Origin of the sequence: Kytococcus schroeteri, assembly GCF_042433515.1 — a bacterium.
Classification (GTDB): Bacteria; Actinomycetota; Actinomycetes; order Actinomycetales; family Dermatophilaceae; genus Kytococcus; species Kytococcus schroeteri.
The window spans coordinates 1-23,895 of the sequence record NZ_JBHLVH010000017.1; the positions used below are offsets into that span (position 1 = coordinate 1).

General features: G+C 73.5%; 21 protein-coding genes. 9 read left to right on the forward strand and 12 right to left on the reverse strand.

The features are described from left to right. Positions 1-472 precede the first annotated feature (472 nt). From ACFFHC_RS08585 to glmS, 3 genes are all read right to left on the reverse strand, one after another. The gene (locus ACFFHC_RS08585) at positions 473-1,906 is read right to left on the reverse strand and encodes a bifunctional ADP-dependent NAD(P)H-hydrate dehydratase/NAD(P)H-hydrate epimerase (RefSeq protein ID WP_141761944.1); all 1,434 of its coding nucleotides are present in this window, start codon (positions 1,904-1,906) and stop codon (positions 473-475) included. Positions 1,907-1,926: 20 nt separating this feature from the next. Continuing rightward, a complete protein-coding gene (locus tag ACFFHC_RS08590; RefSeq protein WP_070703600.1) occupies positions 1,927-2,289 on the reverse strand; it encodes a holo-ACP synthase in 363 nt (120 codons plus the stop codon). Positions 2,290-2,355: 66 nt separating this feature from the next. Beyond that, the gene (gene glmS, locus ACFFHC_RS08595) at positions 2,356-4,209 is read right to left on the reverse strand and encodes a glutamine--fructose-6-phosphate transaminase (isomerizing) (protein WP_070703598.1); all 1,854 of its coding nucleotides are present in this window, start codon (positions 4,207-4,209) and stop codon (positions 2,356-2,358) included. Positions 4,210-4,303: 94 nt separating this feature from the next. Here glmS and coaA point away from each other — a divergent pair, with 94 nt between their 5' ends. Together coaA and ACFFHC_RS08605 are read left to right on the forward strand one after the other, a co-directional pair. Further along, positions 4,304-5,254, forward strand: a complete 951-nt coding sequence (gene coaA, locus ACFFHC_RS08600; RefSeq protein WP_141494836.1) for a type I pantothenate kinase — start codon at positions 4,304-4,306, stop codon at positions 5,252-5,254. Positions 5,255-5,279: 25 nt separating this feature from the next. Continuing rightward, a complete protein-coding gene (locus tag ACFFHC_RS08605) occupies positions 5,280-6,671 on the forward strand; it encodes a class II fumarate hydratase (RefSeq protein WP_070703596.1) in 1,392 nt (463 codons plus the stop codon). 99 nt (positions 6,672-6,770) lie between these two features. Here the strand turns inward: ACFFHC_RS08605 and ACFFHC_RS08610 are convergent, their stop codons facing one another. The 5 genes from ACFFHC_RS08610 to mca all read right to left on the reverse strand — a co-directional run bounded on the left by ACFFHC_RS08610 (position 6,771) and on the right by mca (position 11,943). Then, positions 6,771-8,027, reverse strand: a complete 1,257-nt coding sequence (locus tag ACFFHC_RS08610) for an aggregation-promoting factor C-terminal-like domain-containing protein (RefSeq protein WP_180802282.1) — start codon at positions 8,025-8,027, stop codon at positions 6,771-6,773. A gap of 290 nt (positions 8,028-8,317) precedes the next feature. Then, the gene (phoH2, locus tag ACFFHC_RS08615) at positions 8,318-9,694 is read right to left on the reverse strand and encodes an RNA 5'-3' helicase PhoH2 (RefSeq protein WP_083323482.1); all 1,377 of its coding nucleotides are present in this window, start codon (positions 9,692-9,694) and stop codon (positions 8,318-8,320) included. 184 nt (positions 9,695-9,878) lie between these two features. Continuing rightward, a complete protein-coding gene (locus ACFFHC_RS08620) occupies positions 9,879-10,667 on the reverse strand; it encodes an isoprenyl transferase (protein ID WP_070704430.1) in 789 nt (262 codons plus the stop codon). Next, positions 10,664-10,996: a hypothetical protein gene (locus ACFFHC_RS08625; RefSeq protein ID WP_070704427.1), complete on the reverse strand. Its 333-nt coding sequence runs from the start codon at positions 10,994-10,996 to the stop codon at positions 10,664-10,666. Before ACFFHC_RS08625 ends, ACFFHC_RS08620 begins: the two co-directional genes overlap by 4 nt. Beyond that, positions 10,996-11,943: a mycothiol conjugate amidase Mca gene (gene mca, locus ACFFHC_RS08630; protein WP_070704424.1), complete on the reverse strand. Its 948-nt coding sequence runs from the start codon at positions 11,941-11,943 to the stop codon at positions 10,996-10,998. The genes ACFFHC_RS08625 and mca overlap by 1 nt, the downstream gene beginning before the upstream one ends. A gap of 141 nt (positions 11,944-12,084) precedes the next feature. Here mca and ACFFHC_RS08635 point away from each other — a divergent pair, with 141 nt between their 5' ends. The 3 genes from ACFFHC_RS08635 (at position 12,085) to msrA (ending at position 13,844) form a co-directional block, all read left to right on the forward strand. Then, positions 12,085-12,465, forward strand: coding sequence for a DUF4307 domain-containing protein (locus ACFFHC_RS08635; RefSeq protein ID WP_070704421.1), 381 nt, complete (start codon positions 12,085-12,087; stop codon positions 12,463-12,465). 161 nt (positions 12,466-12,626) lie between these two features. Then, complete coding sequence (gene greA / locus ACFFHC_RS08640) at positions 12,627-13,121, forward strand: transcription elongation factor GreA (RefSeq protein ID WP_070704418.1); 495 nt, start codon at positions 12,627-12,629, stop codon at positions 13,119-13,121. Positions 13,122-13,211: 90 nt separating this feature from the next. Continuing rightward, a complete protein-coding gene (gene msrA, locus ACFFHC_RS08645) occupies positions 13,212-13,844 on the forward strand; it encodes a peptide-methionine (S)-S-oxide reductase MsrA (protein ID WP_070704415.1) in 633 nt (210 codons plus the stop codon). Positions 13,845-13,847: 3 nt separating this feature from the next. On the opposite strand, the gene ACFFHC_RS08650 is transcribed toward msrA, so the two are convergent. Then, positions 13,848-14,528: a response regulator transcription factor gene (locus ACFFHC_RS08650; protein ID WP_070704412.1), complete on the reverse strand. Its 681-nt coding sequence runs from the start codon at positions 14,526-14,528 to the stop codon at positions 13,848-13,850. Continuing rightward, a complete protein-coding gene (locus tag ACFFHC_RS08655; protein WP_070704409.1) occupies positions 14,525-15,238 on the reverse strand; it encodes a sensor histidine kinase in 714 nt (237 codons plus the stop codon). Before ACFFHC_RS08655 ends, ACFFHC_RS08650 begins: the two co-directional genes overlap by 4 nt. 129 nt (positions 15,239-15,367) lie before the next feature. On the opposite strand from ACFFHC_RS08655, the gene ACFFHC_RS08660 reads away from it, so the two are divergent. Both ACFFHC_RS08660 and ACFFHC_RS08665 read left to right on the forward strand, forming a co-directional pair. After that, positions 15,368-16,096, forward strand: a complete 729-nt coding sequence (locus tag ACFFHC_RS08660) for an ABC transporter ATP-binding protein (RefSeq protein ID WP_070704406.1) — start codon at positions 15,368-15,370, stop codon at positions 16,094-16,096. Beyond that, on the forward strand, positions 16,093-17,583 hold the full coding sequence (locus ACFFHC_RS08665; protein WP_070704404.1) for an FtsX-like permease family protein: 1,491 nt from the start codon (positions 16,093-16,095) through the stop codon (positions 17,581-17,583). Before ACFFHC_RS08660 ends, ACFFHC_RS08665 begins: the two co-directional genes overlap by 4 nt. Positions 17,584-17,646: 63 nt before the next feature. Here ACFFHC_RS08665 and ACFFHC_RS08670 read toward each other — a convergent pair whose 3' ends face one another. Both ACFFHC_RS08670 and ACFFHC_RS08675 read right to left on the reverse strand, forming a co-directional pair. Beyond that, positions 17,647-19,236 carry a hypothetical protein gene (locus ACFFHC_RS08670; RefSeq protein WP_070705042.1) on the reverse strand — a complete coding sequence of 530 codons (1,590 nt, stop codon included), beginning with the start codon at positions 19,234-19,236 and terminating at the stop codon, positions 17,647-17,649. Continuing rightward, entirely contained in the window at positions 19,221-19,985 is a 765-nt protein-coding gene (locus tag ACFFHC_RS08675) for an ABC transporter ATP-binding protein (protein ID WP_070705045.1), read from the reverse strand. The genes ACFFHC_RS08670 and ACFFHC_RS08675 overlap by 16 nt, the downstream gene beginning before the upstream one ends. A 97-nt stretch (positions 19,986-20,082) precedes the next feature. Here ACFFHC_RS08675 and ACFFHC_RS08680 point away from each other — a divergent pair, with 97 nt between their 5' ends. After that, positions 20,083-21,105, forward strand: coding sequence for a 3-oxoacyl-ACP synthase III (locus ACFFHC_RS08680; RefSeq protein WP_070705048.1), 1,023 nt, complete (start codon positions 20,083-20,085; stop codon positions 21,103-21,105). Beyond that, positions 21,102-23,873 carry an alpha/beta fold hydrolase gene (locus ACFFHC_RS08685; protein ID WP_238138221.1) on the forward strand — a complete coding sequence of 924 codons (2,772 nt, stop codon included), beginning with the start codon at positions 21,102-21,104 and terminating at the stop codon, positions 23,871-23,873. The genes ACFFHC_RS08680 and ACFFHC_RS08685 overlap by 4 nt, the downstream gene beginning before the upstream one ends. The last annotated feature ends 22 nt before the right edge of the window (positions 23,874-23,895 follow it).

A 23,895-nucleotide genomic window follows, 5' to 3' on the forward strand; every position in this document is an offset into this window, starting at 1 on the left:
TTCAATACTGGCAGAGTCAGAATGAGTCGCTGGACTCAAACTTCATCGCCAAAGAAATCAACCAAACACATCCACGAACGACCAACCACAAAGGCCAGCCACGCCATGGATGCGAAAGGGATACAACAAAATAATTTGGCATCGATTCATGACACACTGTTGAGTTCTCAAGGACCAAACACTCCCCAACACCCACCGCACACACAGCGCGATCTCGTTCAGGGGCGATCCACAACCTTACACCATCCCAGCCCCGCTCACCAACCCGCCCCACGAAGGACAGACCGGATCACCAGACCTGAGAGAAAGAGGTTGCCGCCACCCAGACCCCGGACCCACACTCCCCGGTCTCCCGGAGCGGGCCACCCGGCTGGGCAACGAGGAGGAACAATACACACCCACCGGACCCGACGCAAAACGGCCACACCGAGCCGGCCCCACCCCCGCGAGACATCGGGCGGGGCACCGGGGCTCAGCCCAGCAGGTCCCTCACCTCGGCGGTCATCGCCCGCCCCAGCTCCGCGGCCCTGATCGGCCCGCCGCCCGACAGCCGAGCCCCGGCGCGCGCGTGCAGGGCGGCCCCGAGCACGGCAGCGTCCACCGCTGCGAGCCCAGCCGCCAGGAGGGCACCGAGCACGCCGGCGAGGACGTCCCCCGTTCCCGCCGTGGCCAGCCAGGACGTCCCCTCCCGCACGGTCACCGGGACGCACCCCCGCCGACGCTCGGCCACAGACGGCACCACCACGGACACCGCGCCCTTGACCAGCACCGTCGCATCCCAGCGGCGGGAGGCCTCGGAGCCCGCGCCCTCGGGATCGGCCTCCACCTCCTCGCGGCGCCAGCCGAGCATTGCCGCCAGCTCCCCCGCGTGCGGCGTCAGCAGGGTGACCGCGTCCGCCGGGCGGACAGCCACGCAGTGGAGGGCTCCCGCATCGAGGACGGCGGGCTCGGGACGTCGGGCGAGCTGGGCCAGACCCCGCTGCCGGTCGGTGTCCTCCTCCGGGCACCCCGGCCCGAGCACCCAGGCCTGCACGCGGCCCTCCCCCGGCACCACCTCGGGACACGAGGCGAGCACCAGGTCCTGTGCGCGACGCGGCCCCAGGTAACGCACCATGCCCGTGCCCGCTCCCAGCGCCCCGGTGCAGCAGAGCACCGCTGCCCCGGGGTAGGTGTCCGACCCGGCCGCGACACCGAGCGCCCCGCGGGTGTACTTGTGCGCAGTGCGTCCGGGCACCGGGTACGCGGCGGCGAGGTCGTCGTGCTGCCAGGACTCCAGCACGTGCTCCGCCGAGGGGGTCCCCGTGCCCAGCGCGTCGACGAGGAGCTCCCCGCACGCCGCCGTGGTGGCAGGCGCCAGGTGCACCGGCTTGGGCGCCACGAGCGCGAGGGTGAGGTCGGCTCCGACGTGGTCACCGGGGGTGGGCACCGCGCGACCGAGGGGGTCGAGCCCACTGGGCAGGTCCACGGCCAGGACCAGGGCGCCCCGGGAACGCGCCGCCGCAGCACCCTCGGCGAGGAGGGCAGCCCGGCCACCCAGCCCGGGCCGTCCGCCGAGCCCGACCATGCCGTCGAGCACCACGTCCCCGGCGCCCACACCCTCGAGGGTGTCTGCCCCCACCGGGGCCAGCTCCACCCCCGCCCGGAGCGCGGCACCGACGGCCTCGCGCTGGTCGTCCTCCACGAGGAGGAGGGCGGTGCACGGGACGGGCCGCCCCACCCGCCCGGAGGCGAGACGCTCCAGGGCCCAGAGGGTGTCGGCCCCGTTGTCCCCCGCACCGACCAGGGCGACGACCCGACCGTGCTCCCCCACGCGGTCGGCGACGACCCCGGCCACGGCGTCCGCGGCCCGCTGCATCAGCGCCCCGGAGGTGAACAGGTCCCCCGTGGCCCGCTCGTGCTCCCGCACGGCCTCAGGCTGCCAGGCCCTCAGCACGGCCCCTCCCCCTCGGCGATGACGGTGGCCACGGCCACCCCTGCGTCGTGGGAGAGCGACACGTGCCACCGGGTGACGCCGAGGGCACCAGCCACCCGCGCCGCCTCACCGGAGACCCGCAGGACGGGGCGGCCGTGCTCGCCACGGGCCACCTCGGCCTGGCGGAAGCCCAGCCCGGGCGGCGAGCCGAGCGCCTTGGCCACCGCTTCCTTGGCCGCGAACCGCGCGGCGAGCGACTCCAGCGGCAGGCCCTGCTCGGCCTCGGTGAAGAGGCGCGCGAGCAGCGCCGGCGTGCGGTCCAGCGCCCGGCCGAGCCGCTCCACCTGCACCACGTCGGTGCCCAGACCCACGATCACCGCCCCGCCTCCCAACCGGGAGACGGGGCGGTGACGTGACGCGAGGTCATGCGCACGGGCGCTCGGTCACTCGACGGTGACCGACTTGGCCAGGTTGCGCGGCTGGTCGACGTCCAGGCCCTTGGCCGTGGACAGGTACAGCGAGAACAGCTGCAGCGGGATGATCGCCAGCAGCGGCTGCAGCAGCGGGGTCGAGGCCGGGATGCGGATGACCTCGTCGGCGAAGGGCACGACCTGCTCGTCGCCCTCCTCGGCGATCACCAGGGTGCGGGCACCGCGGGCGCGGATCTCCTGGATGTTGGAGACCACCTTGCCGTGCAGGCCGTGGGGCGCGTCGGTGGGCGGCACCACGATGAACACCGGCTGCCCCGGCTCGATGAGCGCGATGGGGCCGTGCTTGAGCTCGCCGGCGGCGAAGCCCTCGGCGTGGATGTAGGCGAGCTCCTTGAGCTTGAGCGCACCCTCCATGGCGATCGGGTAGCCCACGTTGCGGCCCAGGAAGAGCACCGAGCGGGTGTCGGACATGAACTTCGCGATCTCCTCGATGCGCGAGGTGTCCGACAGCAGGGTCTCGATCTTCTCCGGCACACCGTGCAGGTCCTTGAGCACGCGGCCGGCCTCGTCGGCGTACTCCCCACCCTTGAGCTGGGCGAAGTAGAGACCCAGCACGTAGCAGGCGGTGATCTGCGCGACGAAGGCCTTGGTGGAGGCCACCGCGATCTCCGGACCGGCGTGCGTGTACAGCACGGCGTCGGACTCGCGCGGAATGCTCGAGCCGTGGCTGTTGCAGATGGACAGGGTGCGGGCGCCCAGCTCCTTGGCGTGGCGGACCGCCATCAGGGTGTCCATGGTCTCGCCGGACTGGGAGATGGAGACCACCAGGGTGCTCGGGTCGAGCACCGGGTCGCGGTAGCGGAACTCGTGGGCGAGGTCGACCTCGACCGGGATGCGGGCCCAGTGCTCGATGCCGTACTTGGCCACCATGCCGGCGTAGGCCGAGGTGCCGCACGCGATGATGATGATCTTCTCGACCCCGCGCAGGGCCTCCTCGTCGATCTTCAGCTCGTCGAGGGTGAGGCGCCCGTCGGCGTCGGTGCGGCCCAGCAGGGTGTCGCGCACGGCGTCGCCCTGGTCGTGGATCTCCTTCTCCATGAAGGTCGGGTAGCCACCCTTCTCGGCGGCGGCGGCGTCCCAGGTGACCTCGAACGGCTTGCCCTGCGCCGGGGTGCCGTCGAAGTTGATGACCTCCACCGCATCGGCGGTGATGGTGGCGATCTGGTCCTGGTCCATCTCCATCGCCTGCTTGGTGTGGCTGATGAAGGCAGCGACGTCCGAGCCGAGGTAGTTCTCACCCTCGCCGAGGCCGATGACCAGCGGCGAGTTGCGGCGGGCGCCGACCACGGTGCCCGGGGAGTCGGCGTGCACGGCCAGCAGCGTGAAGGCGCCCTCGAGGCGGTTCACGACGGTGCGCATGGCCTCGGTGAGGTCGCCGGCGTAGACCGTGGCCAGCAGGTGCGCCACGACCTCGGTGTCGGTCTCGGAGGTGAACTCCACGCCGTCGGCCTCGAGCTCCTCGCGCAGCTGGTGGAAGTTCTCGATGATGCCGTTGTGGATGAGGGCGAGCTTGCCGTCCTCGCCACCGCGGTGGGGGTGGGCGTTCTCGTCCGTGGGGCCGCCGTGCGTGGCCCAGCGGGTGTGGCCGATGGCGGTGTTGGTCGCCGGCATCGGGTGCTCCTGGATCTCCGCCTGGAGGTTCACCAGCTTGCCGGCCTTCTTGGCGGTCTCCACGCGGCCCTCACCGACCAGCGCGACACCCGCGGAGTCGTACCCGCGGTACTCGAGGCGGGCCAGGCCCTCCATGACGACGTCGAGAGCGCGCTCGTTCCGGTCACGCCCGACAAAACCAACGATTCCACACATGGCGCTCACACTAACCCCTGCACACGGTCGGCCCGCCACCCCGAGGCCGTGGCGCGGCCCACAGACCCCGGACGCGGCAGGCAGAATGGCGCGCATGTCCCACCCCTCCACCTCCCACTCGCCCTACCTCGAGCTCGACCGTGACGACTGGGCCCGGCTGCGGCAGTCGCACCCCATGAGCCTCACCGCCGAGGACGTGCGCCGCATCGAGGGACTGGGCGACCGGATCAGCGTGGAGGAGGTGGAGCAGGTGTACCTGCCCCTGTGCCGCCTCATCAACCTGTACGTCACCAACTCGCGACGCCTCCGGGAGACGACCAACGAGTTCCTCGGCGAACGCACAGGCCGCACGCCCTTCGTGATCGGCGTGGCCGGCTCGGTGGCGGTCGGCAAGTCGACCACCGCGCGCCTGCTGCACGACCTCATGTCGCGCTGGCCGGAGACCCCCGACGTGCAGCTGGTGACCACCGACGGCTTCCTCTACCCCAACGCCGTGCTGGAGGAGAAGGGGCTCATGTCCCGCAAGGGCTTCCCGGAGAGCTACGACCGGCGCAAGCTGCTGCGCTTCGTCTCCTCGGTGAAGGCCGGCTCCCCCGAGGTCTCGGCGCCGGTCTACTCGCACTTGGTCTACGACATCGTCCCGGACGAGGAGGTCGTGGTGCGCCAGCCGGACGTGCTCATCATCGAGGGGCTCAACGTGCTGCAGCCGCCGGTGCCCCGCCGCGACGGCTCGGCCGGCCTGGCGGTGAGCGACTTCTTCGACTTCTCGGTCTACGTGGACGCCCGGACCGAGGACGTGAAGCAGTGGTACCTGGACCGCTTCCAGAAGCTGCGGACGACGGCGTTCGCCGACCCGGAGTCCTACTTCCACCGCTACGCCCAGATGTCGGCGCACGACGCCGAGGAGTTCGCGCTCTCGGTGTGGGACGCCATCAACGGCCCCAACCTGCAGCAGAACATCGCCCCCACGCGGGGCCGGGCGACGGCGGTGCTGACCAAGGGCGAGGACCACTCCGTGCACCGGGTGCTCCTGCGCAAGGTCTGAGCAGGGGCCCTGCGATGATGGGCCCATGACTGAGTACCGCACTGAACACGACTCCATGGGCGAGATGCAGGTTCCGGCCGACGCGCTGTACGGCGCCTCGACCGCCCGCGCCGTCGAGAACTTCCCGATCTCCGGCCGCCCCGTGCCGGCCGCCGTCATCCACGCCTTCGGCCAGCTGAAGGCCGCCGCCGCCCGGGCGAACGCCGAGCTGGGCAACCTGGACGCCGCCAAGGCCGAGGCGATCGTGGCCGCCGCCGAGTCCGTGGCCCGCGGTGAGCACGACGAGCACTTCCCGGTGGACATCTTCCAGACCGGCTCCGGCACGTCCACCAACATGAACGCCAACGAGGTCATCGCGACGCTGGCCCGCCAGGCCGGCACCGACGTGCACCCCAACGACGACGTGAACATGGGCCAGTCGTCCAACGACACCTTCCCCACCGCCATGCGCGTGGCGATGGTGCAGGGCGTGGCCGAGCGCCTCGAGCCGGCCCTCAAGGGCCTGCAGGAGGCCCTGGAGGCCAAGTCCCGCGAGTTCGCCGACGTGGTGAAGGCCGGGCGCACCCACCTCATGGACGCCGTGCCGGTGACCCTGGGGCAGGAGTTCGGCGGCTACGCCCGCCAGATCGAGCTGGGCCGTGAGCGTCTGGCGCAGGCCGCCGACGCCGTGGCCGAGCTGCCACTGGGCGGCACCGCCGCCGGCACCGGCCTCAACGCGCACCCGGAGTTCGCCGGCAAGGCGATCGCGGACCTCTCCCGTCAGGTGGGCGTGGAGATGCGCGAGGCCGCCGACCACTTCGAGGCGCAGTCCACCCAGGACGCCGTGGTGCACCTCTCGGCCGCCACCCGCCTCGTGGCCGTCTCGCTGACGAAGATCTGCAACGACCTGCGCTGGATGGGCTCCGGCCCCCGCGCCGGCCTGGGCGAGCTGCGTCTGCCGGAGCTGCAGCCGGGCTCCTCGATCATGCCCGGCAAGGTGAACCCGGTGGTGCCCGAGGCCACCCTCATGGTGTGCGCCCGCGTCATGGGCAACGACGCCACCATCGCCTTCGGGGGCACCACCGGCTCCTTCGAGCTCAACGTGATGCTGCCGGTGATGGCCACCGACATGCTCGACTCCATCGACCTGCTCGCCGGCGCCTCCCGTGTGCTGGCCGACCGGTGCGTCTCCGGTCTGGAGGCCAATGTCGAGCACCTGGCCGAGTTCGCCGGTGCGTCCACGGCCATCGTGACCGCGCTCAACGCCAAGATCGGCTACGAGGCCGCCTCCAAGGTGGCCAAGCAGTCGCTGGCGGAGAAGAAGACCGTGCGCCAGGTGGTCATCGACCGCGGCCACGTGGAGAACGGCGACCTCACCGAGGCCGAGTTGGACGAGGCCCTGGACCTGCTGGGCATGGCCACGCCGCACGGCCGCTGAACGGGGTGGGGCCGCCGCGGCGGCCCCACCCCTGTGCGCCCACGCGAAGGGCCCCACCTCCCGCGGGAGCTGGGGCCCTTCGTCAGAGTGCTCCGGGGCTCAGTACCAGTTCAGCTCGACCGAGTGCGCCCAGGCGCCGCAGGGGGTGCCGTAGCGCCCGCTGATGTAGCCCAGCCCCCACTCGATCTGGGTGGCGGGGTTGGTGCGCCAGTCGGGACCGGCCTCGGCCATGAGCTCCGGGTACAGGGACTGCGGGATGCCGTACGCGCCCGAGGTGGGGTTGGTGGCATCGACCTGCCAGTTGCTCTCCTTGGTCCACAGGTTGTCCAGGCACTGGAACTGGGCGGCGTCCCAGCCACGCTCGGCCACCATCGCACGCCCGATGGACCGCGGGTCGCCCGTACGCACCGGCGGCGTCTGGCGACGCTCCTCCTCGCGCTCGCGGCGCTCCTGCTCCTTGCGCTGCTGCTCGCGCTCGAGGCGCTCCTTGCGCTCCGCCTCCTCACGGGCACGCTGACGCTCCTCAGCGCGCTCCTGGGCCGCCTTCTCGCGGGCGATGCGCTCGGCACGCTCCTGAGCGGCCTTGGCAGCAGCAGCCCGCTCGGCCCGCTCCTCTGCGGCCTTCTGCGCAGCGATGCGCTCCGCGCGCTCCTGAGCCGCCTTGCGGGCAGCCACGCGCTCGGCCCGCTCCTCGGCCGCCTTCTGCGCAGCGATGCGCTCCGCGCGCTCCTGAGCCGCCTTGCGGGCAGCCACGCGCTCGGCCCGCTCCTCGGCCGCCTTCTGCGCAGCGATGCGCTCGGCGCGCTCCTGAGCCGCCTTGCGGGCAGCCACGCGCTCGGCCCGCTCTTCAGCCGCCTTGCGGGCAGCCACGCGCTCGGCCCGCTCCTCGGCGGCCTTCTGCGCCGCGGCCTCGCGGGCCGCCTTCCGGGCCGCGAGGCGCTCGGCAGCGGCCTTGCGAGCAGCCGCCTTCTTCGCGGCCGCGCGCTTCTCGGCCCGCTCCTGGGCGGCCTTGCGCTCGGCGGCCTTCTCGGCTCGCTCGCGCTTCTGCGCGGCAGCCTTCTGACGGGCCTTCTCCGCACGCTCCTTGGCGGCCTGGCGGGCTGCCTTCTTGGCGGCGGCCTCCGCCTTCTGCTCGGCGTTGGAGCGGCTGGCGCCCTGCTCGCGGTCGTCGGCCTTCACCTGGTGGCTCAGGGCCGCGGCGGATGCCTCGTCCTGCGACGGCTCCGAGGGCAGCACCGAGGCGGTCACACCCGCGGCGGTGGCCAGCGCGGTCACAGCTGCGGCAGCACCGGCCACGGGGTGGCGGCGCAGCGTGTTCAGGCCACGACGGGCGGAGTTGTCAGGGGACACGTTCATCGATTTGTCCTTCGAGATCACGGCCGGGAAGGGACATCCCAGCCCTCGTCAGAGCTCCGACCCGATGGACGTCGGAACAGTGTCGCCACACCGCACGGGACGGTACAGCGTGAAGAGCGACCCTGAACTCTTGCGCATCACCCACACGAGGTCAAACTCACCGATGCGCCCCCTGGGGACGAGCACCCGCCCCCGTCGACCCCTCCCGGTGTTCACCCGGTGTTCAGATTCTGCGTCCTCCCGGGCACGACAGGGCCCGCCGGGAGCACCTCCCGGCGGGCCCGGGGACCTCAGGGCTCGAGCAGCTCCGTGACAAGCGCCGCGATCGGGGACCGCTCCGAGCGGGTCAGCGTGACGTGCGAGAAGAGCGGCCGCCCCTTGAGCGCCTCGATGACCGCCGCCACCCCGTCGTGCCGGCCGACCCGCAGGTTGTCGCGCTGCGCCACGTCGTGCGTGAGCACCACCCGGCTGTTCTGCCCGATGCGGGTGAGCACCGTGAGCAGCACGTTGCGTTCCAGGGACTGTGCCTCGTCGACGATGACGAAGGCGTCGTGCAGGGAGCGCCCGCGGATGTGCGTCAGCGGCAGCACCTCGATGAGGCCGCGGTCGACGACCTCCTCCACCACCTCGCGCGAGACGACCGCCCCCAGGGTGTCGAAGACGGCCTGCGCCCACGGCCCCATCTTCTCGTTCTCGCTGCCCGGCAGGTAGCCCAGCTCCTGCCCACCCACCGGGTAGAGCGGGCGGAAGACGATCACCTTGCTCTGCTGCCGGCGCTCCATGACCGCCTCGAGGCCCGCGCACAGGGCGAGGGCCGACTTGCCGGTGCCAGCGTGGCCGCCCAGGGAGACGATGCCGACGTCCGGGTCGAGCAGCAGGTCCAGCGCCACCCGCTGCTCGGCGCTGCGGCCGTGCAGGCCGAACGCGTCCCGGTCCCCGCGCACCATGCGCAGCGCCCCGTCCGGCGAGACCCTGGCCAGTCCGGACCCGGTGGGCGAGGTGAGCACCACGCCGGTGTGGCAGGGCAGGGTGAGGGCCTCCTCGACCACCACGCGCCCCTCGTCGTAGAGGGAGTCCATCTGCTCGGCGGTCACTGTCAGGGAGGTCATGCCGGTCCAGCCGGAGTCGACCGCCATCTCGTTCCGGTACTCCTCGGCGTCCAGCCCCGCGGCCGAGGCCTTCACCCGCATCGGCAGGTCCTTGGAGACCACACAGACGTCCAGCCCCTCGTCCGCGAGGTTGCGCGCCACCGAGAGGATGCGCGTGTCGTTGTCCCCCAGCCGGAAGCCCGCCGGCAGCGAGGAGGGGTCGGTGTGGTTGAGCTCCACCCGCAGCCAGCCCCCGCCCTCGGTGGGGACCGGCTGGTCGAGCTGGCCGTGCTGAACCCGCAGGTCGTCGAGGATCCGCAGGGCCGAGCGGGCGAAGTAGCCGAGCTCCGGGTGGTGGCGCTTGGCCTCGAGCTCGGTGATGACCACCACCGGCAGCACCACGTCGTGCTCGGCGAAGCGCATCATCGCGCGGGGGTCGGACAGCAGGACCGAGGTGTCCACCACGTAGGTGCGGACGGCGGTGGCCGCCTGCGCCGGGGCGTGGCCGGACGCCGTGACGGTGGCCACCTCACCCCCTCGCAGTCCGTCCCCCGTGGAGTGCTGCGTGTGACCGGTCATGACGCCTCCTGTCCCGCGCCGGGTCGACGCGGGTCGACTCGTTGACACCCCCGAATCTAGGGGTCGGTCGACACGCCGGGCGCACAGTCCGGCAGGGGTCCCCGAGCGTTGTCCAGACGTTCACGCGGCGTTCAAGCAGGGGCGGCCGGGAGCACGTCGGCCGCCTCGGGCCGGCGGTGGGCGCTCAGCGACCGAAGCGACGCTCGCGCCCGGCGTAGGCACGCAACGCCCGCAGGAAGTCGACCCGCCGGAAGTCCGGCCAGTAGGCCTCGCAGAAGTAGAACTCGCTCTTCTCGCTCTGCCAGAGCAGGAAGCCCCCCAGGCGCTGCTCACCGGAGGTGCGGATCACCAGGTCCGGGTCCGGCTGCCCGCGGGTGTACAGGTGCTCCCCGATGGCCTCCGGCGTCACCCGGTCGGCCGCCTCGGCGATGTCGAGGCCCTCGGCGTGCCACTGCCGCAGCATCGAGGCCACCGCGTCGCTGACCTCCTGGCGTCCGCCGTAGCTGATGGCCACGTTCACGAGCAGCCCGTCCACGTCCTCGGTACGGCGGACCGCCTCCTGGAGGACCCCACGGGTGGACTCCGGCAGGAGCCCCGGCGAGCCGACAAGGTGCACGCGCCAGCGCCCGCTCGCGGCGAGGTCGGTGACGGCCTTCTCGATGATGGCCAGCAGCGGCTCGAGCTCCGTGGCGGGGCGCTTGAGGTTGTCCGTGGAGAGCATCCACAGCGTGACCACCTCGATGCCGAGCTCCTCGCACCACCCGAGGAAGGGCTCGATGTTCTCGGCACCCGCCCGGTGCCCCTCCGCGGTGTCGCTCCCGCGCTCCCGGGCCCAGCGGCGGTTGCCGTCCAGCATCACGCCCACGTGGCGGGGCAGCCGGTCGGCCTCGAGCTCCTGGGAGAGCCGCTGCTCGTAGGCGCCGTAGACCAGGCCACGCACGCGGCCGGCCGAGCCTCCCGTGGACTCGCTCACGCGCCGTGGCCCCCGCGCGGTGTGGGGTCCTCAGTGGGCTCCGCACCCTCGGCAGGGTCGTCGGCGGCGGGGATGGAGTCACGGCGCGCGGTGGACTGCTGGCCCGGCACGCGGTCCTCGACCGTGTGGATGACGCGCGGGGACTCCCCCGGGCGCATGCCGGCGTGCTGCTTCTCGAGATAGCTGACCCGGCGCAGGTGGCGGGTCATGCTCCACCCCAGCGCCCAGATGGCCAGCGCGATGACGAACAGGGCCAGGAAGGCCCCCAGGCCACCATTGATGGAGACGTTGGTGTCGCCTCCACCCTGCGCGAGGAACGGTCCACCCATCACGACTCCTTGGTCCGTGCCCGGCCGTCGTGCGCCATCCGGTCCCACGACGCCTTCCGGGCGATCTCGTCGGCTTCCGCCGCGTCCGCCGGCAGACCCGCGAACAGGTCGTCCTCGGGCAGCTGCACGGGCACCAGGGACACGGCCAGCTCGTAGTCCTCCCAAGGGTATGCGCTGCGCTGCACGTCGATCGGGACGCTGAAGAACCAGCCCTCCGGGTCGATCTGCGTGGCGTGGGCGCGCAGCGCGTCGTCGCGGCGCTCGAAGAACTCGGCGCACTCCACCCGCGTGGTGAGGGTGCGGCGCGGTCGGTCACGCATCCGCTCCATCCAGTCCACGTAGGGCGACTCCAGACCGGCCGCCTCGCACCCGGCGTGCAGGGCCTCGATGCGGTCCGGGTTGAAGCCCTGGTTGTAGTAGACCTTCAGCGGCTGCCAGGGCTCGCCGGCGTGCGGGAAGCGCTCCGCGTCCCCTGCCGCCTCCACCGCCGCCATCGTCACCACGTGGGTCATGATGTGGTCGGGGTGGGGGTAGCCGCCGTTCTCGTCGTAGGTGGTCACCACGTGAGGGCGGCGCTCACGGATCACCCGGACCAGGGCCTCGGTGGTGACCTCCAGCGGCTCCAACGCGAAGCAGCCGTCGGGCAGCGGCGGCAGCGGGTCCCCCTCCGGCAGGCCGGAGTCCACGAAGCCGAGCCACACGTGGTCGACCCCCAGGATCTCCTGGGCCGCGGCCATCTCCCGGCGCCGTACCTCCACGATGTTGCGCAGCACCTGGGGGTCGTCCTGCAGCCGCGGGTTGAGCACGTCGCCGCGCTCCCCGCCGGTGCACGAGACGACGGTGACCGGGTGCCCGGCCGCGACGTAGCGCAGCATCGTGCCGGCGCCCTTGCTCGACTCGTCGTCGGGGTGGGCGTGGACGGCGAGCAGGCGGAGCTGGTCGGTCACGAGTCACCTTCCTCGTTGGGGGCGGGCGCGCCATCGGGCGCGCGGGCCGATGGACCACAATGGTGCGTCGGCCATTGTCCCCCATGACCTGGCCGCCCCCTGCGGCCGGGAGGCCGCGGCCGCGATCCCCGAGGAGCCCCGATGTCCACGCCCGCCCGCCCCCGCACCACCCCCTCGCAGCGCCGGTGGTGGGTCGTCGGCACGGTGCTCGTGGGTCTGGCCACCGCCCTGGTGGTCTGGTACGGCATCGCCCTGAACACCAACAAGCCCAACTGGTTCTACGCCGGGCACGAGAAGATCACCGACAGCTCGGTGACCGTCATCTACGACGTGCACCGTGAGCCCGACCGCCCCGTGGTGTGCCGGCTGGTGGCCGAGAACGAGAACCACGAGGTGGTGGGCACCCGCGACGTCACCGTCCCGCCCCGGGGCGCGGGCTCCACCCGGGAGCGATCGGTGGTGCAGACCACCTCGCGGCCACTGGTGGGCAACGTGACGGGCTGCTGGTACCCCGAGGGGTGACTCCCCGCCGCGCAATGGCGGAAAACGGGTACCCGGCGTAGACTCATCCCTCATACCCACGTACACCCAGGTCCGGTCGCGAAGCTGGCGGCCGGACCTTTCCGCAGTCCGGCACGGCGAGCACCGCCGGCCGGACCGCCACTCTGCTAAGGAGAGTGACCATGGCTGACGCCACCCAGGAGACGACCTACCTGACGCGCGCCGCGTACGACCGCCTGAGCGCCGAGCTCGAGCAGCTCAAGGGCCCGGGCCGCCGGGACATCGCCCAGCAGATCGAGGAGGCCCGCTCCGAGGGCGACCTCAAGGAGAACGGCGGCTACCACGCCGCCAAGGAGGAGCAGGGCAAGATGGAGAGCCGCATCCAGCAGCTCACCACCCTGCTGCAGAACGCCGAGGTGGGCGAGGAGCCCCCGGCCGACGACGGCGTCGTGGAGCCGGGCATGGTCGTCACCATCGAGATGTTCGGTGACACCGAGACCTTCCTGTTCGGCAACCGCGAGATCGCCGACGGCGACGACCTGGAGGTCTACTCCGAGAAGTCCCCGCTGGGCCAGGCCATCGACGGCCACACCCGGGGCGAGACCGTGGCCTACGAGGCCCCGAACGGCAAGCAGATCGACGTGAAGATCGTGGAGGTCCGCCCCTACGACGGCTGACCACCGCACCCTGCGCAGGGCCCCACCGGTTCGTGAACCGGTGGGGCCCTGCGCGTGTCCACGACACACCCCGGGTGGGACGATGGGGCCATGAGCTCGCTGCTTCCCGCCGGAACCCCGCACGCCGTCCTGGACGTCCCGATGGACTCCTGGCCCGAGGGCAGCGAGGTGGTGCACCTGGCGGCCGGCTGCTTCTGGGGCGTGGAGCGCTTCTTCTGGCAGCTGCCCGGCGTGGTGACCACCTCGGTGGGTTACATGGGCGGCACCGACCCGCACCCCACCTACGAGTCGGTGTGCCGCGGGACGACCGGCCACGCCGAGACCGTGCAGGTCGTGTTCGACCCCGCGCGCACCCGCATCGACGAGGTGCTCAAGGTGTTCTGGGAGAACCACGACCCCACCCAGGGCGACCGGCAGGGAAACGACGTCGGCACCCAGTACCGCTCGGCCGTGTTCTGCACCACCGACCACCAGGTGGCCGTCGCTCGCGCCACCGCCGCGGCGATGCAGGAGCAGCTCACCGCCGCCGGGTACGGGCCGATCACCACCGAGATCGTGCCGCCGGAGCAGCTGGGCGAGTACCACCTCGCCGAGGAGTACCACCAGCAGTACCTGCACAAGAACCCCGACGGGTACTGCATGCACGGCCCCAACGGGCTCTCGTGCCCCGTGGGGCTGGTGGCCCTGCCCGCGCAGACCGACGTGCTGCCCCCGCAGGGCTGAGGCTCACCAGGCCGGTGCGTCGCCCCGGGCCGAGAGCAGCTGCAGGATCGCCTTGACCCGGCGGTTGTCCTCCCCCGGCGCCAGGCCGAGCTTGGCGAAGATGTTGGACACGTGCTTGGCCACGGCCGCCCCCGAGAGGACGAGCTCGGCAGCGATCTCGCCGTTGGACAGCCCACGGGCCATGAGCTCCAGCACCTCGTGCTCCCGGTCGGTGAGCTCGCGGAGGCCCGGGCTGCCGGCGCTCATCATGGCGCGGGTGATCTCCGGGCCGGTCACCACGCCGCCGGAGAGCACGAGGTCCAGCGAGGCGACGAAGTCGTCCACCTCGGCCACGCGGTCCTTGAGCAGGTAACCGGTGCCACCCGCCCCCTGGAGGGCGAACAGCCGCTGCGCGTGCACGGGCACCACGTACTGGCTCACCACCATCACCGCCAGCCCGGGGTGGGCGGTCCTGAGGTCCACCGCCACGCGGATGCCGTCGTCGGTCATGCCCGGGGGCATGCGGGCGTCGGTGACGACCCCGTCCGGGAGGGCCCCCTGCGCGGCGAGCTCGCCCACCACCTGCGCCAGGTCGTCGGCGCGGGCGGCCTGCGCCACCACCTCGTAGCCACGGCGCTCGAGCAGGCCCACGAGGCCCTCGCGGAGGATCGCCGAGTCGTCCGCCACCACCAACCGGGCCGTCACAGCGGCACCCCCGTCTCGCCTCGCATGAGGAGCAACGGTATCGAGGCCGCCACCTGGGTGGGGCCGCCCGCCGGACTCGTGACCGTGACCTCCCCACCGAAGGCCGCGATGCGCTCGCTCAGGCCCGAGAGCCCCCCACCCGGTTCGACCACCGCCCCGCCGGGTCCGGTGTCCACCACCGAGACCCGCAGGTCGGTGTCGGCCCCCAGCAGCACCGTCACCTGTGCGCCCGGTGCGTGCTTGGCGGCGTTGGCGATGGCCTCGCAGGCGAAGAACCACGCCGAGACGAGCACTCCCTCGGGGACCTCCGGCAACGGGTGCGGGCACACCACACGCACCGCCTGGCCGCTGCTCCGTGCCACCTCCCACAGGGCGGCCTCCAGCCCCTGCTCGGCAAGGGTGGCCGGGTGGATGCCGCGCACCGTGGCGCGCAGGGCCTCCAGCCCGTCGGTGAGCTGGCCCGCGGCGCGGCGGAGCAGGTCGGCCAGTTCGGCGTCCTGCGTGGCCACCTCGAGGGACCGGGCCTCACCGAGCAGCATCGCGGCGGCCACGAGGTACTGCTGCGCACCGTCGTGCAGGTCGCGCTCCACCCGGCGGCGCTCCACCTCGTAGGCCTGCACCACCTCCCGGCGCGATGCGGTGAGCGCGGCGATGCGCCGTTCGGCCTCCTGCTCGCGGGAGGCCGAGCGGCGGCGACGGAAGAGGTCCACGGCCGCGAAACTACCGGAGCCACCCGAGCGGCCGGAGGACGCGGGCCACCTGCGGGGTAGTGCCAGCACCACCTGCGAACCATCGCCCACACTGTTCCGGAAGCGCCCTCCGCGCCGTCGAATGGAGCCATGAACACCCACACCGCGCAGACCAGGACGCCAGCACCCGTGCTGGCCACCGACGACATCACCGTCGCCTACGGCGGCGTGCAGGCCCTGGCCGGGGTGAGCCTGGCCATCGCCCCCGGGGAGACGGTGGCGGTCATGGGCCCGTCCGGCTCCGGCAAGTCCACCCTGCTCCACTGCCTCTCGGGCATCCTCGTGCCCACCCGGGGCGAGGTGCGGCTGGGCGGTGAGCCGCTCTCGAGCCTCGACGACCGCCGCCGCTCGCACACCCGCCTGAGCCGGTTCGGCTTCGTCTTCCAGGACCACCAGCTCATCCCCGAGCTCTCCGCCCGCGAGAACGTGGCCCTGCCGATGATGCTCACCGGCACCTCGCGCGGGAAGGCCCTCACCGCGGCCGACCACGCCCTGGAGCAGATCGGCATCCCCCAGCTGCGCGGCCGCCGCCCCGGCGACATGTCCGGCGGCCAGGCGCAGCGCGTCGCCATCGCCCGTGCCCTGGTGGGCCAGCCGCAGGTGGTGTTCGCCGACGAGCCCTCCGGTGCCCTGGACCAGACCACCGGCCACGAGGTGATGCAACTGCTCACCGCCACCGTGGCCCACGCCGGGGCCGCCCTGGTGCTCGTGACGCACGACCCGGGCGTGGCCCGCTGGTGCGACCGCCTCGTGGAGATCCGCGACGGGCTGGTGCACACCGACCGCCCGACCCGCGAGCCGGTGGGGGTGGCCCGATGAGCACCACCGCCCACACCACTGCGCCCCCCGCGGGCCCGGCCGCCGGGGCACCCGCGAACGGCCCCGGGCTGCGCACCCTGCTCGACTTCACCCTCCGCCTCACCCGCGCCCGCTTCGGTGCGCGGGAGGGCGAGTCGCTGCTCTACCTGGTCTCCACGCTGGCCTACGTGGTCTCCTCGGCGCTCGCCTTCACCGTGGCCGGCGGTACGTGGATGTTCCTCCGGCGCTGGAGGGCACCGCACGGCGTGCACGCCGAGTACCTCGCCCAGGACCACGTGGTGGGACAGATCCTGGGCTTCTACGTGGGCCTGGCCGCCATCGCCTGCGCCCTGCTGGTGCCCGCGATGGTGGGCCTGGCTGCCTCGGCCGCCGTCCTGGGTGCCCGCGGGCGCGAGCGCCGCATGGCCGCCCTGCGCCTGCTGGGCCTCTCGTCCGGTGACGTCACGCGCATGACCCTCGTGGACACCCTCGTGCAGTCCGTCATCGGCACCGCCGCGGGGGCGCTGCTCTACCTGGCCACGCTGCCGGCCTGGTCGCTGCTGACCATCCAGGCGATGCGGGTGGAGCCCTCCGAGATGATCCTGCCGGTGTGGCTGGCCGCGCCGGTGGCCCTGGCGACCGTCCTCATCGGCCTGGTCTCGGCCTGGTGGGGCCTGCGGCGGGTGCGGGTCTCCCCGCTGGGCGTGGCCCGCCGCGCCAGCAGTCCCGCCCTGCGTTGGTGGCGCCCGGTGGCCTTCGTCGCCCTGCTGGTGGGTGCGTTCGTGGTGGTCGGCAGGTCGGCCGACACCGGCTCGGCCCTGCTGCCGTGGGTCGCCATGGGGCTCGCGCTGGCCACCGTGCTCATGGGCACGGCCGTGGTGGGCCCCTGGCTGCTGCAGGTGGTCTGCCGCGTGCTGGCCCACCTCCCCTCGGCCACCGTGGTGTGGGCGGCCCGCCGCGTGCAGGCCGACCCGCGGGCCACCTGGCGACGCGTGGCGCCGCTGGGATTCCTGGCCTTCATCGGCGGCTACACCTCGATGATGCCGCTGGCCACCGAGCCCCCGGCCGGCGCACCGCCGGGCGCGGAGTTCGCCGTGGCCACCACCTTCGACATCACCAAGGGCGCGCTCATCACCCTGGGCATCGGCTTCGTGCTGGCGGCCGCCGGCACGTACATCACGCAGGCCTCCGCGGTGTTCGAGCGCGCCGAGCAGAGCCGCGCCATGCACCGGATGGGCGCCTCGGCCGGGTACCTGCGCCGCGTGGCCTGGCTCGAGGTGCTGGGCCCGCTGGTGCTGGCCCTCGCGCTGGGCGCCGGGCTCGGGGTGCTGCTCGCCTCCCCCATGGCCACCGTGGCCGTGAGCAAGGGGTACGAGCGGAACGGCACCGGCCCGACGATCCTCGGTGGGACGCTCGCCGCCGGTGCAACCCTGACGGCCCTGGCCCTGCTGGCCACGGCCCCGCTGCAGCGCGGGGTGCTGGCCGAACAGCGTCGGCGCGCCGACTGACCCTCCCCACGACGAGGGGGCCGCACCCGGGTGGGTGCGGCCCCCTCGTCCGGGACGTGCCGGTCAGGCGCCCTTCTCGGTGACGGCAGCCAGCACGTCCGGCCAACGGCGCTCGAGCCAGCGGCCCGAGCCCACGACGCCGGCCCAGGCCGCCAGGGCCCCCACCGAGAGCACGGTCGGCCCGACCAGCTGGTGGACCCACCCGTGGTCGCGGGTGGCGAACCACAGGGCCACCGCGCCTCCGGCCACCACGCCCAGGCCGATCCAGACCACGACCATCGCCAAGAGGGTGGCCAACGTGCTGCCCGGCGGGGTGGAGAACTGGTTGGCCCCGGCCTGCGGCGCGGGGAACTGCCACAACGCGCTCGTCACCTGACCGAGCCCGCACCCCACCGCGAGCAGGCCCAGGGACACGCCCAGGGCGTTGGGCAGCTGGTCCCACCGGCCACTGAGGGCGCACCCCAGCAGCACGGTGGCCACGACGAGCGGCGCGGCCACGGTGACCACCGCCAGGAAGCGGCCCCACCGGTCCTGCCAGCCGCGCATCCCCGAGGAGACGTGCAGCCAGAAGGCCGACCCGTCGTAACTCGTGTCCTGCATCGTGACCATGGCGAAGGAGAGCACCACCGCGCACCCGGCGTACGGCAGCAGCGGCGAGGCGTCGGTCGACAGGCCCTGCAGCAGCATGGGCCCCACCGCGAGCACCGGCATGAGCACCGCCATCGCGAAGTTCATGACGTAGCGGGGGTCGCGGCGCCAGTTGAGCAGGCTGCGCAGCATCACCCCGCCGGCGGGCGTGACGGGGGCGAGCCGCGCGAGACGGCCCAGGTGCACGTCGTGACCCGACCCGGTCTCCTCCAGCGGTGACACCAGGCGCCCGGCGACGGACCTCTCCCACCACCACAGGAGCAGGCCCAGCACCCCCAGCCCCACGACGCCCCGCAGACCCGCCGCGGCCCACCGGCCCGCCTCCAGGTCCGCGACGGCCGCCCACGGCAGGCCGAAGGGTGTCCAGCCCACCACCTGCGTGACCAGGTCGAGCCGGTGGCGGAGCGCCTCGGCCGAGTCGACCCCGACCGTGAGGAGGTTGGACAGCAGCCCGGTGCTGGCCGCCAGGAGCACGCCCACCCCCATCGCGAGGTCACGGACCCAGCGGGGGGTGCCCGGTGCACTCATGCCCGCCGCGGCCGCGCTGCGCAGCACGATGGTGGTGAGCCCCCACAGCAGCGCGGCCACCACCGACGCCGCCACGAGCACCGGCCCGCGCGCCAGCCCGATGACGGCGCCCGCCGCGCCGAGCCCGAGCACCGGCCCCGTGATGCCCACGAGCGAGCCCACCACGAGACCCGGGAGGAGCTGGCGGGAGGTCACCGGCAGCAGGGCGAACCGGCTGGGGTCGAGCGTGTCGTCCACACCGGTGGAGACCAGGGGCACCAGCACCACACCGAAGGACAGGGCCGCCAGCACCACGGTGACCAGCTCGGCCGCGAGGTCCGGGGCCAGGCCCCGCATCGAGGCCAGGGCCACGCACGCACCCACCGCGAGCGCCAGGCCCAGCAGGGTGCCCAGGACGAAGCCGGCCAGGGCCCACCCGTTGCGCCGGAAGCCGGCCTTGAGCAGGGTCCACTTGAGGCGGATCAGGAGCGCAACCACGACAGGCCCTCCCCGTACTCGCGCCCTCCACCGACGAGGCGGATGAAGGTGGACTGCAGGGAGTCACCGCCACGCACCTGCTCCACCGTCCCGGAGACGAGCAGGTGCCCCTCGGCCATGATCGCCACGTGCGAGCAGAGGGACTCCACGAGCTCCATGACGTGGCTGGAGATGACCACGGTGCCGCCACCGGCCGCGTAGTCGGCCAGGAGATCGCGGATGCCCTGCGCCGAGACGGGGTCCACCGCCTCGAGCGGCTCGTCGAGCACGAGTACCCGCGGGGCGTGGAGCAGGGCGCAGGCCAAGCCGATCTTCTTGGTCATGCCGGCCGAGTAGTCCACCACCATCTTGTGGGCGGCCGGCTCCAGCCCGAGCGCGGCGAGCAGCTGCCCGGTGCGCTCGGTGGTGGTGACCTCGTCCATGCCCCGCAGGCGCCCCACGTAGGTCAGCAGCTCCTGGCCGGAGAGGCGGTCGAAGAGTCGCAGCCCGTCGGGCAGCACCCCGAGCAGGGCCTTCGCCTCGTGCGGCGCGGACCACACGTCGTGGCCGAGCACCTGCACCGCGCCGGCGTCGGGGCGCAGCAGGCCGGTGGCCATCGAGAGCGCCGTCGTCTTGCCCGCACCGTTGGGGCCCACGAGCCCCATCACGGCCCCGCGCGGCACGTCGAGGTCCACCCCCGCCACCGCCACCTGGCCGCTGAAGGCCTTGGTGAGCCCCCGCCACTGCATCGCCACCCCGTTGGTCTCCATGTCCGGAGGGTATGCCCCACGACCACCGGCGGAGAGCGCGGTCCCAGGCTGCGTGAAAGACTGGCGCGGCTCCCACTGAAAGGTTCTTCGATCTCGCATGCCCGGCAACGCCACCTTCCGCCACAGCAACACCTCGATCCTCTCGGTCACCGGACTCCCGGCCCCAGAGGTCCGCACCTCGGCGGAGTTCGACGAACGCATCATGGACACCCTGCGCCGCAACAGGCTGGTGCCCGGCGTGCTCTCGCGCCTGGTGGGCGTCAAGGAGCGCCGGTGGTGGCCGCAGGACGTGCACTTCACCGAGGCCGCCGCCGAGGCGGGCCGCCGCGCGATGGTGGACGCCGGCATCAGGCCCGAGCAGGTGGGCCTCATGGTCAACACCTCGGTGAGCCGTGACCACCTCGAGCCGTCCACCGCGGTGCGCGTGCACGACGCCCTGGGGATGCCGCGCAGCGCCATGAACTTCGACGTCACCAACGCCTGCCTGGGCTTCGTCAACGGCATGCAGATCGCCGCCGCGATGATCGACTCCGGGCAGATCGAGTACGCCCTGGTGGTGAACGCCGAGACCAGCCGCGCCACGCAGGAGCGCACGCTGGCCCGTCTGGAGCGCGAGGACGCGACGGCCGACGACGTGCTGCAGCAGCTGGCGACGCTCACCCTGGGCTCCGGCGCGGCCGCGATGGTGCTGGGACGCACCGACCAGCACCCCGAGGGGCACCGCTTCGTCGGCGGCGTCTCCCGCGCGGCCACCGAGCACCACGAGCTGTGCGTGGGCGACTTCGACCGCATGACCACCGACTCGGTGGCCCTGCAGGACGCCGGCATCGCGCTCTCCGAGGCGCTGTGGGCCGACGCGCGGGAGGAGTTCGACTGGCAGGACATGGACCGCTACGTGATCCACCAGGTCTCCACCGTGCACACCGAGCAGGTCTGCGACCGCCTCGGGCTGGACGGCGCGAAGGTGCCGCGGACCTTCCCCCGGTTCGGCAACCTGGGTCCGGCGGCCGTGCCGTTCACCCTGGCGATGGAGGCCCCGCAGCTGGAACGCGGCGACCGCCTGCTGCTCATGGGGATCGGGTCGGGCCTGAACGCCTGCTGCGCCGAGATCGAGTGGTGAGCCCCGTGCCCCCGGCCACCGGCGACCGCGCGACCCCCCTGACCGGGCTGCCCGGGGTGGACCCCCGCTGGCAGCACCACCTGCAGCTGCCCGCCCGCGGCGACCTTCCCGCGGCCCGGATGGCCGTGCTGGACACCCACTCCCCCGCGATGGTGGCCGCCGGCGCCGACCCTGCCGCCGTACGGCACGTGCTGGTGTGCGTGCACGGCAACCCCACCTGGTCGTACCTGTGGCGCCGGGTGCTGGGGCACGCCCCGGCCGACTGGCGCGTGGTGGCCGTGGACCACGTGGGCATGGGCCACAGCGAGCGCTCGGGCACCACGCGGCGCCTGCGCGACCGCATCGACGACCTGGACGAGGCGATGGCGCAGCTGGGCGTCCTCGGCGGCGAGCACGGCGACCTGCCGGTCTCGGTGATGGTGCACGACTGGGGCGGCGCCATCGGGCTGGGCTGGGCCGCGCGGCACCCGGGGCGGATCGCCTCGGCGGTCATCACCAACACCGCGCTGTGGCAGCCGGACGACCGGGTGCCCCCGGGCATCCGGGCCGCGCGCGCCGCCCGCCTGCACCGACTGGCCACGGTGGACACCCCGACCTTCGTGCACGCCGCCTCGTGGGTGGGGCGTCCCGGCCCCGAGACGGCCGACGCCCGCGCGCTGGCCTCCCCGTACGTGCGCCGCGACCGGCGCCGCGCGGTGGGCGACTTCGTGGCCGACATCCCGCTGGAGCCCGACCACCCCTCGCGCGCGACGCTCGAGGAGGTGGCCGCCGGCGCCGCCGCCCTCGACGTGCCCGCCCTGGTGCTCTGGGGCGCGCAGGACCCGGTCTTCACCGACCGCTACCTGCGCGACCTGCTGGAGCGCTTCCCCGATGCCGACGTGCACCGCTTCGGCACTGCGTCGCACCTGGTGCTCGAGGACGCCCCCGAGGGCGTGGGCATGGCCTGGGCGTGGCTCACCGACCCCGCCGCCCGCGGGAGCGCCCGCCCGGTGGACGACGCCGGCACCGGCCGCCCGGACGGCACGGTCCTGTGGTCGCGGCTCACCGAGTGGGCGGCCCGCGAGCCCGGGGCCCCCGCGGTGGTGGAACTCACCGGGGCCGGGCGCACCGTGACCGCCGGGGAGCTCGAGCAGCGCGTGGAGCGCCTGGCCCACGGCTTGCGCCGCCACGGCGTGCAGCGCGGCACGCGGGTGGCGGTGCTCGTGCCGCCCGGCATCGACCTGACCGTGCTGGTCTACGCCGTGTGGCGGGCCGGGGGCGCCGTGGTGGTGGCCGACGCCGGTCTGGGCGTGCGTCCGATGGCGCGGGCCCTGCGCGCCGCGGACCCGCAGCTGGTGGTGGGCATCCCCGCCGGGCTCGCCGTGGCCCGCGGTCTCGGCGTGGAGGCCGAGCGCGTGGTGGTGGAGCCCGAGGCCGCCGGTGTGCGTGCCGTGGCCGCCCGCGCGGCGGGCCGGCTGGCGGACGCCGACCTCACCCTGGCGGCCGTGGAGCGCGCCGGCGAGGGCGACACCACCGACCTCGGCCGCCCGGCCCTGGACGACGAGGCCGCCGTGCTGTTCACCTCCGGGGCCACCGGCCCGCCCAAGGGCGTGGTCTACCGCCACCGGCAGCTGCTGGCGCAGCGCGACGTCATCGAGGCGGCGCTGGAGCTGCGCGCCGGGGAGTCGCTGGTGGCGGCCTTCGCGCCGTTCGCGCTCTACGGTCCGGCCCTGGGCATGACCTCGGCCGTGCCGGACATGGACGTCACGCAGCCCGACACGCTCACCGCCGCGGCCCTGGCCGATGCGGTGCACGCGGTGCACGCCGACGTCGTGTTCGCCTCTCCGGCCGCCCTGCGCAACGTGGTGGCCACGCACGAGGCCACCGCCGCCCCGCTGACCGGTGTGCGCATGGTGATGTCCGCCGGTGCCCCGGTGCCGGTGGAGCTGCTGGAGCAGGTGCGCCGGCTGGCTCCGGCCGCGTCCACCGTGACGCCCTACGGCATGACCGAGGCCCTGCCCCTGACCGTCGTGGACCCGCGCACCGTGGATCCGGCCGACCGCTCCGCCAACGCCGGCGTGTGCGTGGGCCGCCCGGTGCCCGGCGTAGAGCTGCGCATCGCCCCCTTGGACGCCGCGGGTACCCCCGCCGGGGACGACGCGCTGACCACCGAGGCCGGGGTGGTGGGCGAGGTGGTGGCCAGCGCACCGCACCTCAAGAGCCACTACGACCGCCTCTGGGGCACGCAGCACGCCACCGCCCACCCGGCCGGCTGGCACCGGACCGGCGACGTGGGCCACCTCGACGCCGCGGGCCGGCTCTGGGTGGAGGGGCGCGGCATCCACACCGTGACCACCGCCGACGGCCCGGTGGCCCCCGGCGGCATCGAGTCCCGCGTGGAGGCCCTCGAGGGCGTGGCCCAGGCCGCCGTGGTGGGCGTGGGACCCGCGGGCGGTCAGCGCGTGGCCGTGGTGGTGCGCCCCGACGAGGGGGCCGACCTGCGGTTGCACGCCGCCTCCCCAGTGGCCTCCGCCGAGTTCGCCGCCACCGTGCGGGCCGCCGCCCAGCAGGGGCCGGGCGCCGCACCGGTCGCGGCCGTGCTGGTGCGCGGGAGCCTGCCGGTGGACATCCGCCACGCCTCGAAGATCGACCGCGCCGCCCTGGCCGACTGGGCGCAGGAGGTGCTTGCCGGCGACGGCAACCGCAGCCTGCCGCAGCGCCTGCGCCGCGTGGCCGCCGCCCCGGCCCGCCTGCTGGGCCGCGTCGACCGGGTGGGTTTCCGGCCGTGACGCGGGTGCTGGTGACCGGCGC

Excerpts from the sequence above, each read along its gene's own strand:
- glmS (WP_070703598.1), bottom strand. The coding sequence starts at position 4,209 with ATGTGTGGAATCGTTGGTTTTGTCGGGCGTGACCGGAACGAGCGCGCT.
- coaA (WP_141494836.1), top strand. The coding sequence starts at position 4,304 with ATGTCCCACCCCTCCACCTCCCACTCGCCCTACCTCGAGCTCGACCGT.
- ACFFHC_RS08605 (WP_070703596.1), top strand. The coding sequence starts at position 5,280 with ATGACTGAGTACCGCACTGAACACGACTCCATGGGCGAGATGCAGGTT.
- ACFFHC_RS08610 (WP_180802282.1), bottom strand. The coding sequence starts at position 8,027 with ATGAACGTGTCCCCTGACAACTCCGCCCGTCGTGGCCTGAACACGCTG.
- phoH2 (WP_083323482.1), bottom strand. The coding sequence starts at position 9,694 with ATGACCGGTCACACGCAGCACTCCACGGGGGACGGACTGCGAGGGGGT.
- ACFFHC_RS08625 (WP_070704427.1), bottom strand. The coding sequence starts at position 10,996 with ATGGGTGGACCGTTCCTCGCGCAGGGTGGAGGCGACACCAACGTCTCC.
- ACFFHC_RS08635 (WP_070704421.1), top strand. The coding sequence starts at position 12,085 with ATGTCCACGCCCGCCCGCCCCCGCACCACCCCCTCGCAGCGCCGGTGG.
- greA (WP_070704418.1), top strand. The coding sequence starts at position 12,627 with ATGGCTGACGCCACCCAGGAGACGACCTACCTGACGCGCGCCGCGTAC.
- msrA (WP_070704415.1), top strand. The coding sequence starts at position 13,212 with ATGAGCTCGCTGCTTCCCGCCGGAACCCCGCACGCCGTCCTGGACGTC.
- ACFFHC_RS08660 (WP_070704406.1), top strand. The coding sequence starts at position 15,368 with ATGAACACCCACACCGCGCAGACCAGGACGCCAGCACCCGTGCTGGCC.
- ACFFHC_RS08665 (WP_070704404.1), top strand. The coding sequence starts at position 16,093 with ATGAGCACCACCGCCCACACCACTGCGCCCCCCGCGGGCCCGGCCGCC.
- ACFFHC_RS08675 (WP_070705045.1), bottom strand. The coding sequence starts at position 19,985 with ATGGAGACCAACGGGGTGGCGATGCAGTGGCGGGGGCTCACCAAGGCC.
- ACFFHC_RS08680 (WP_070705048.1), top strand. The coding sequence starts at position 20,083 with ATGCCCGGCAACGCCACCTTCCGCCACAGCAACACCTCGATCCTCTCG.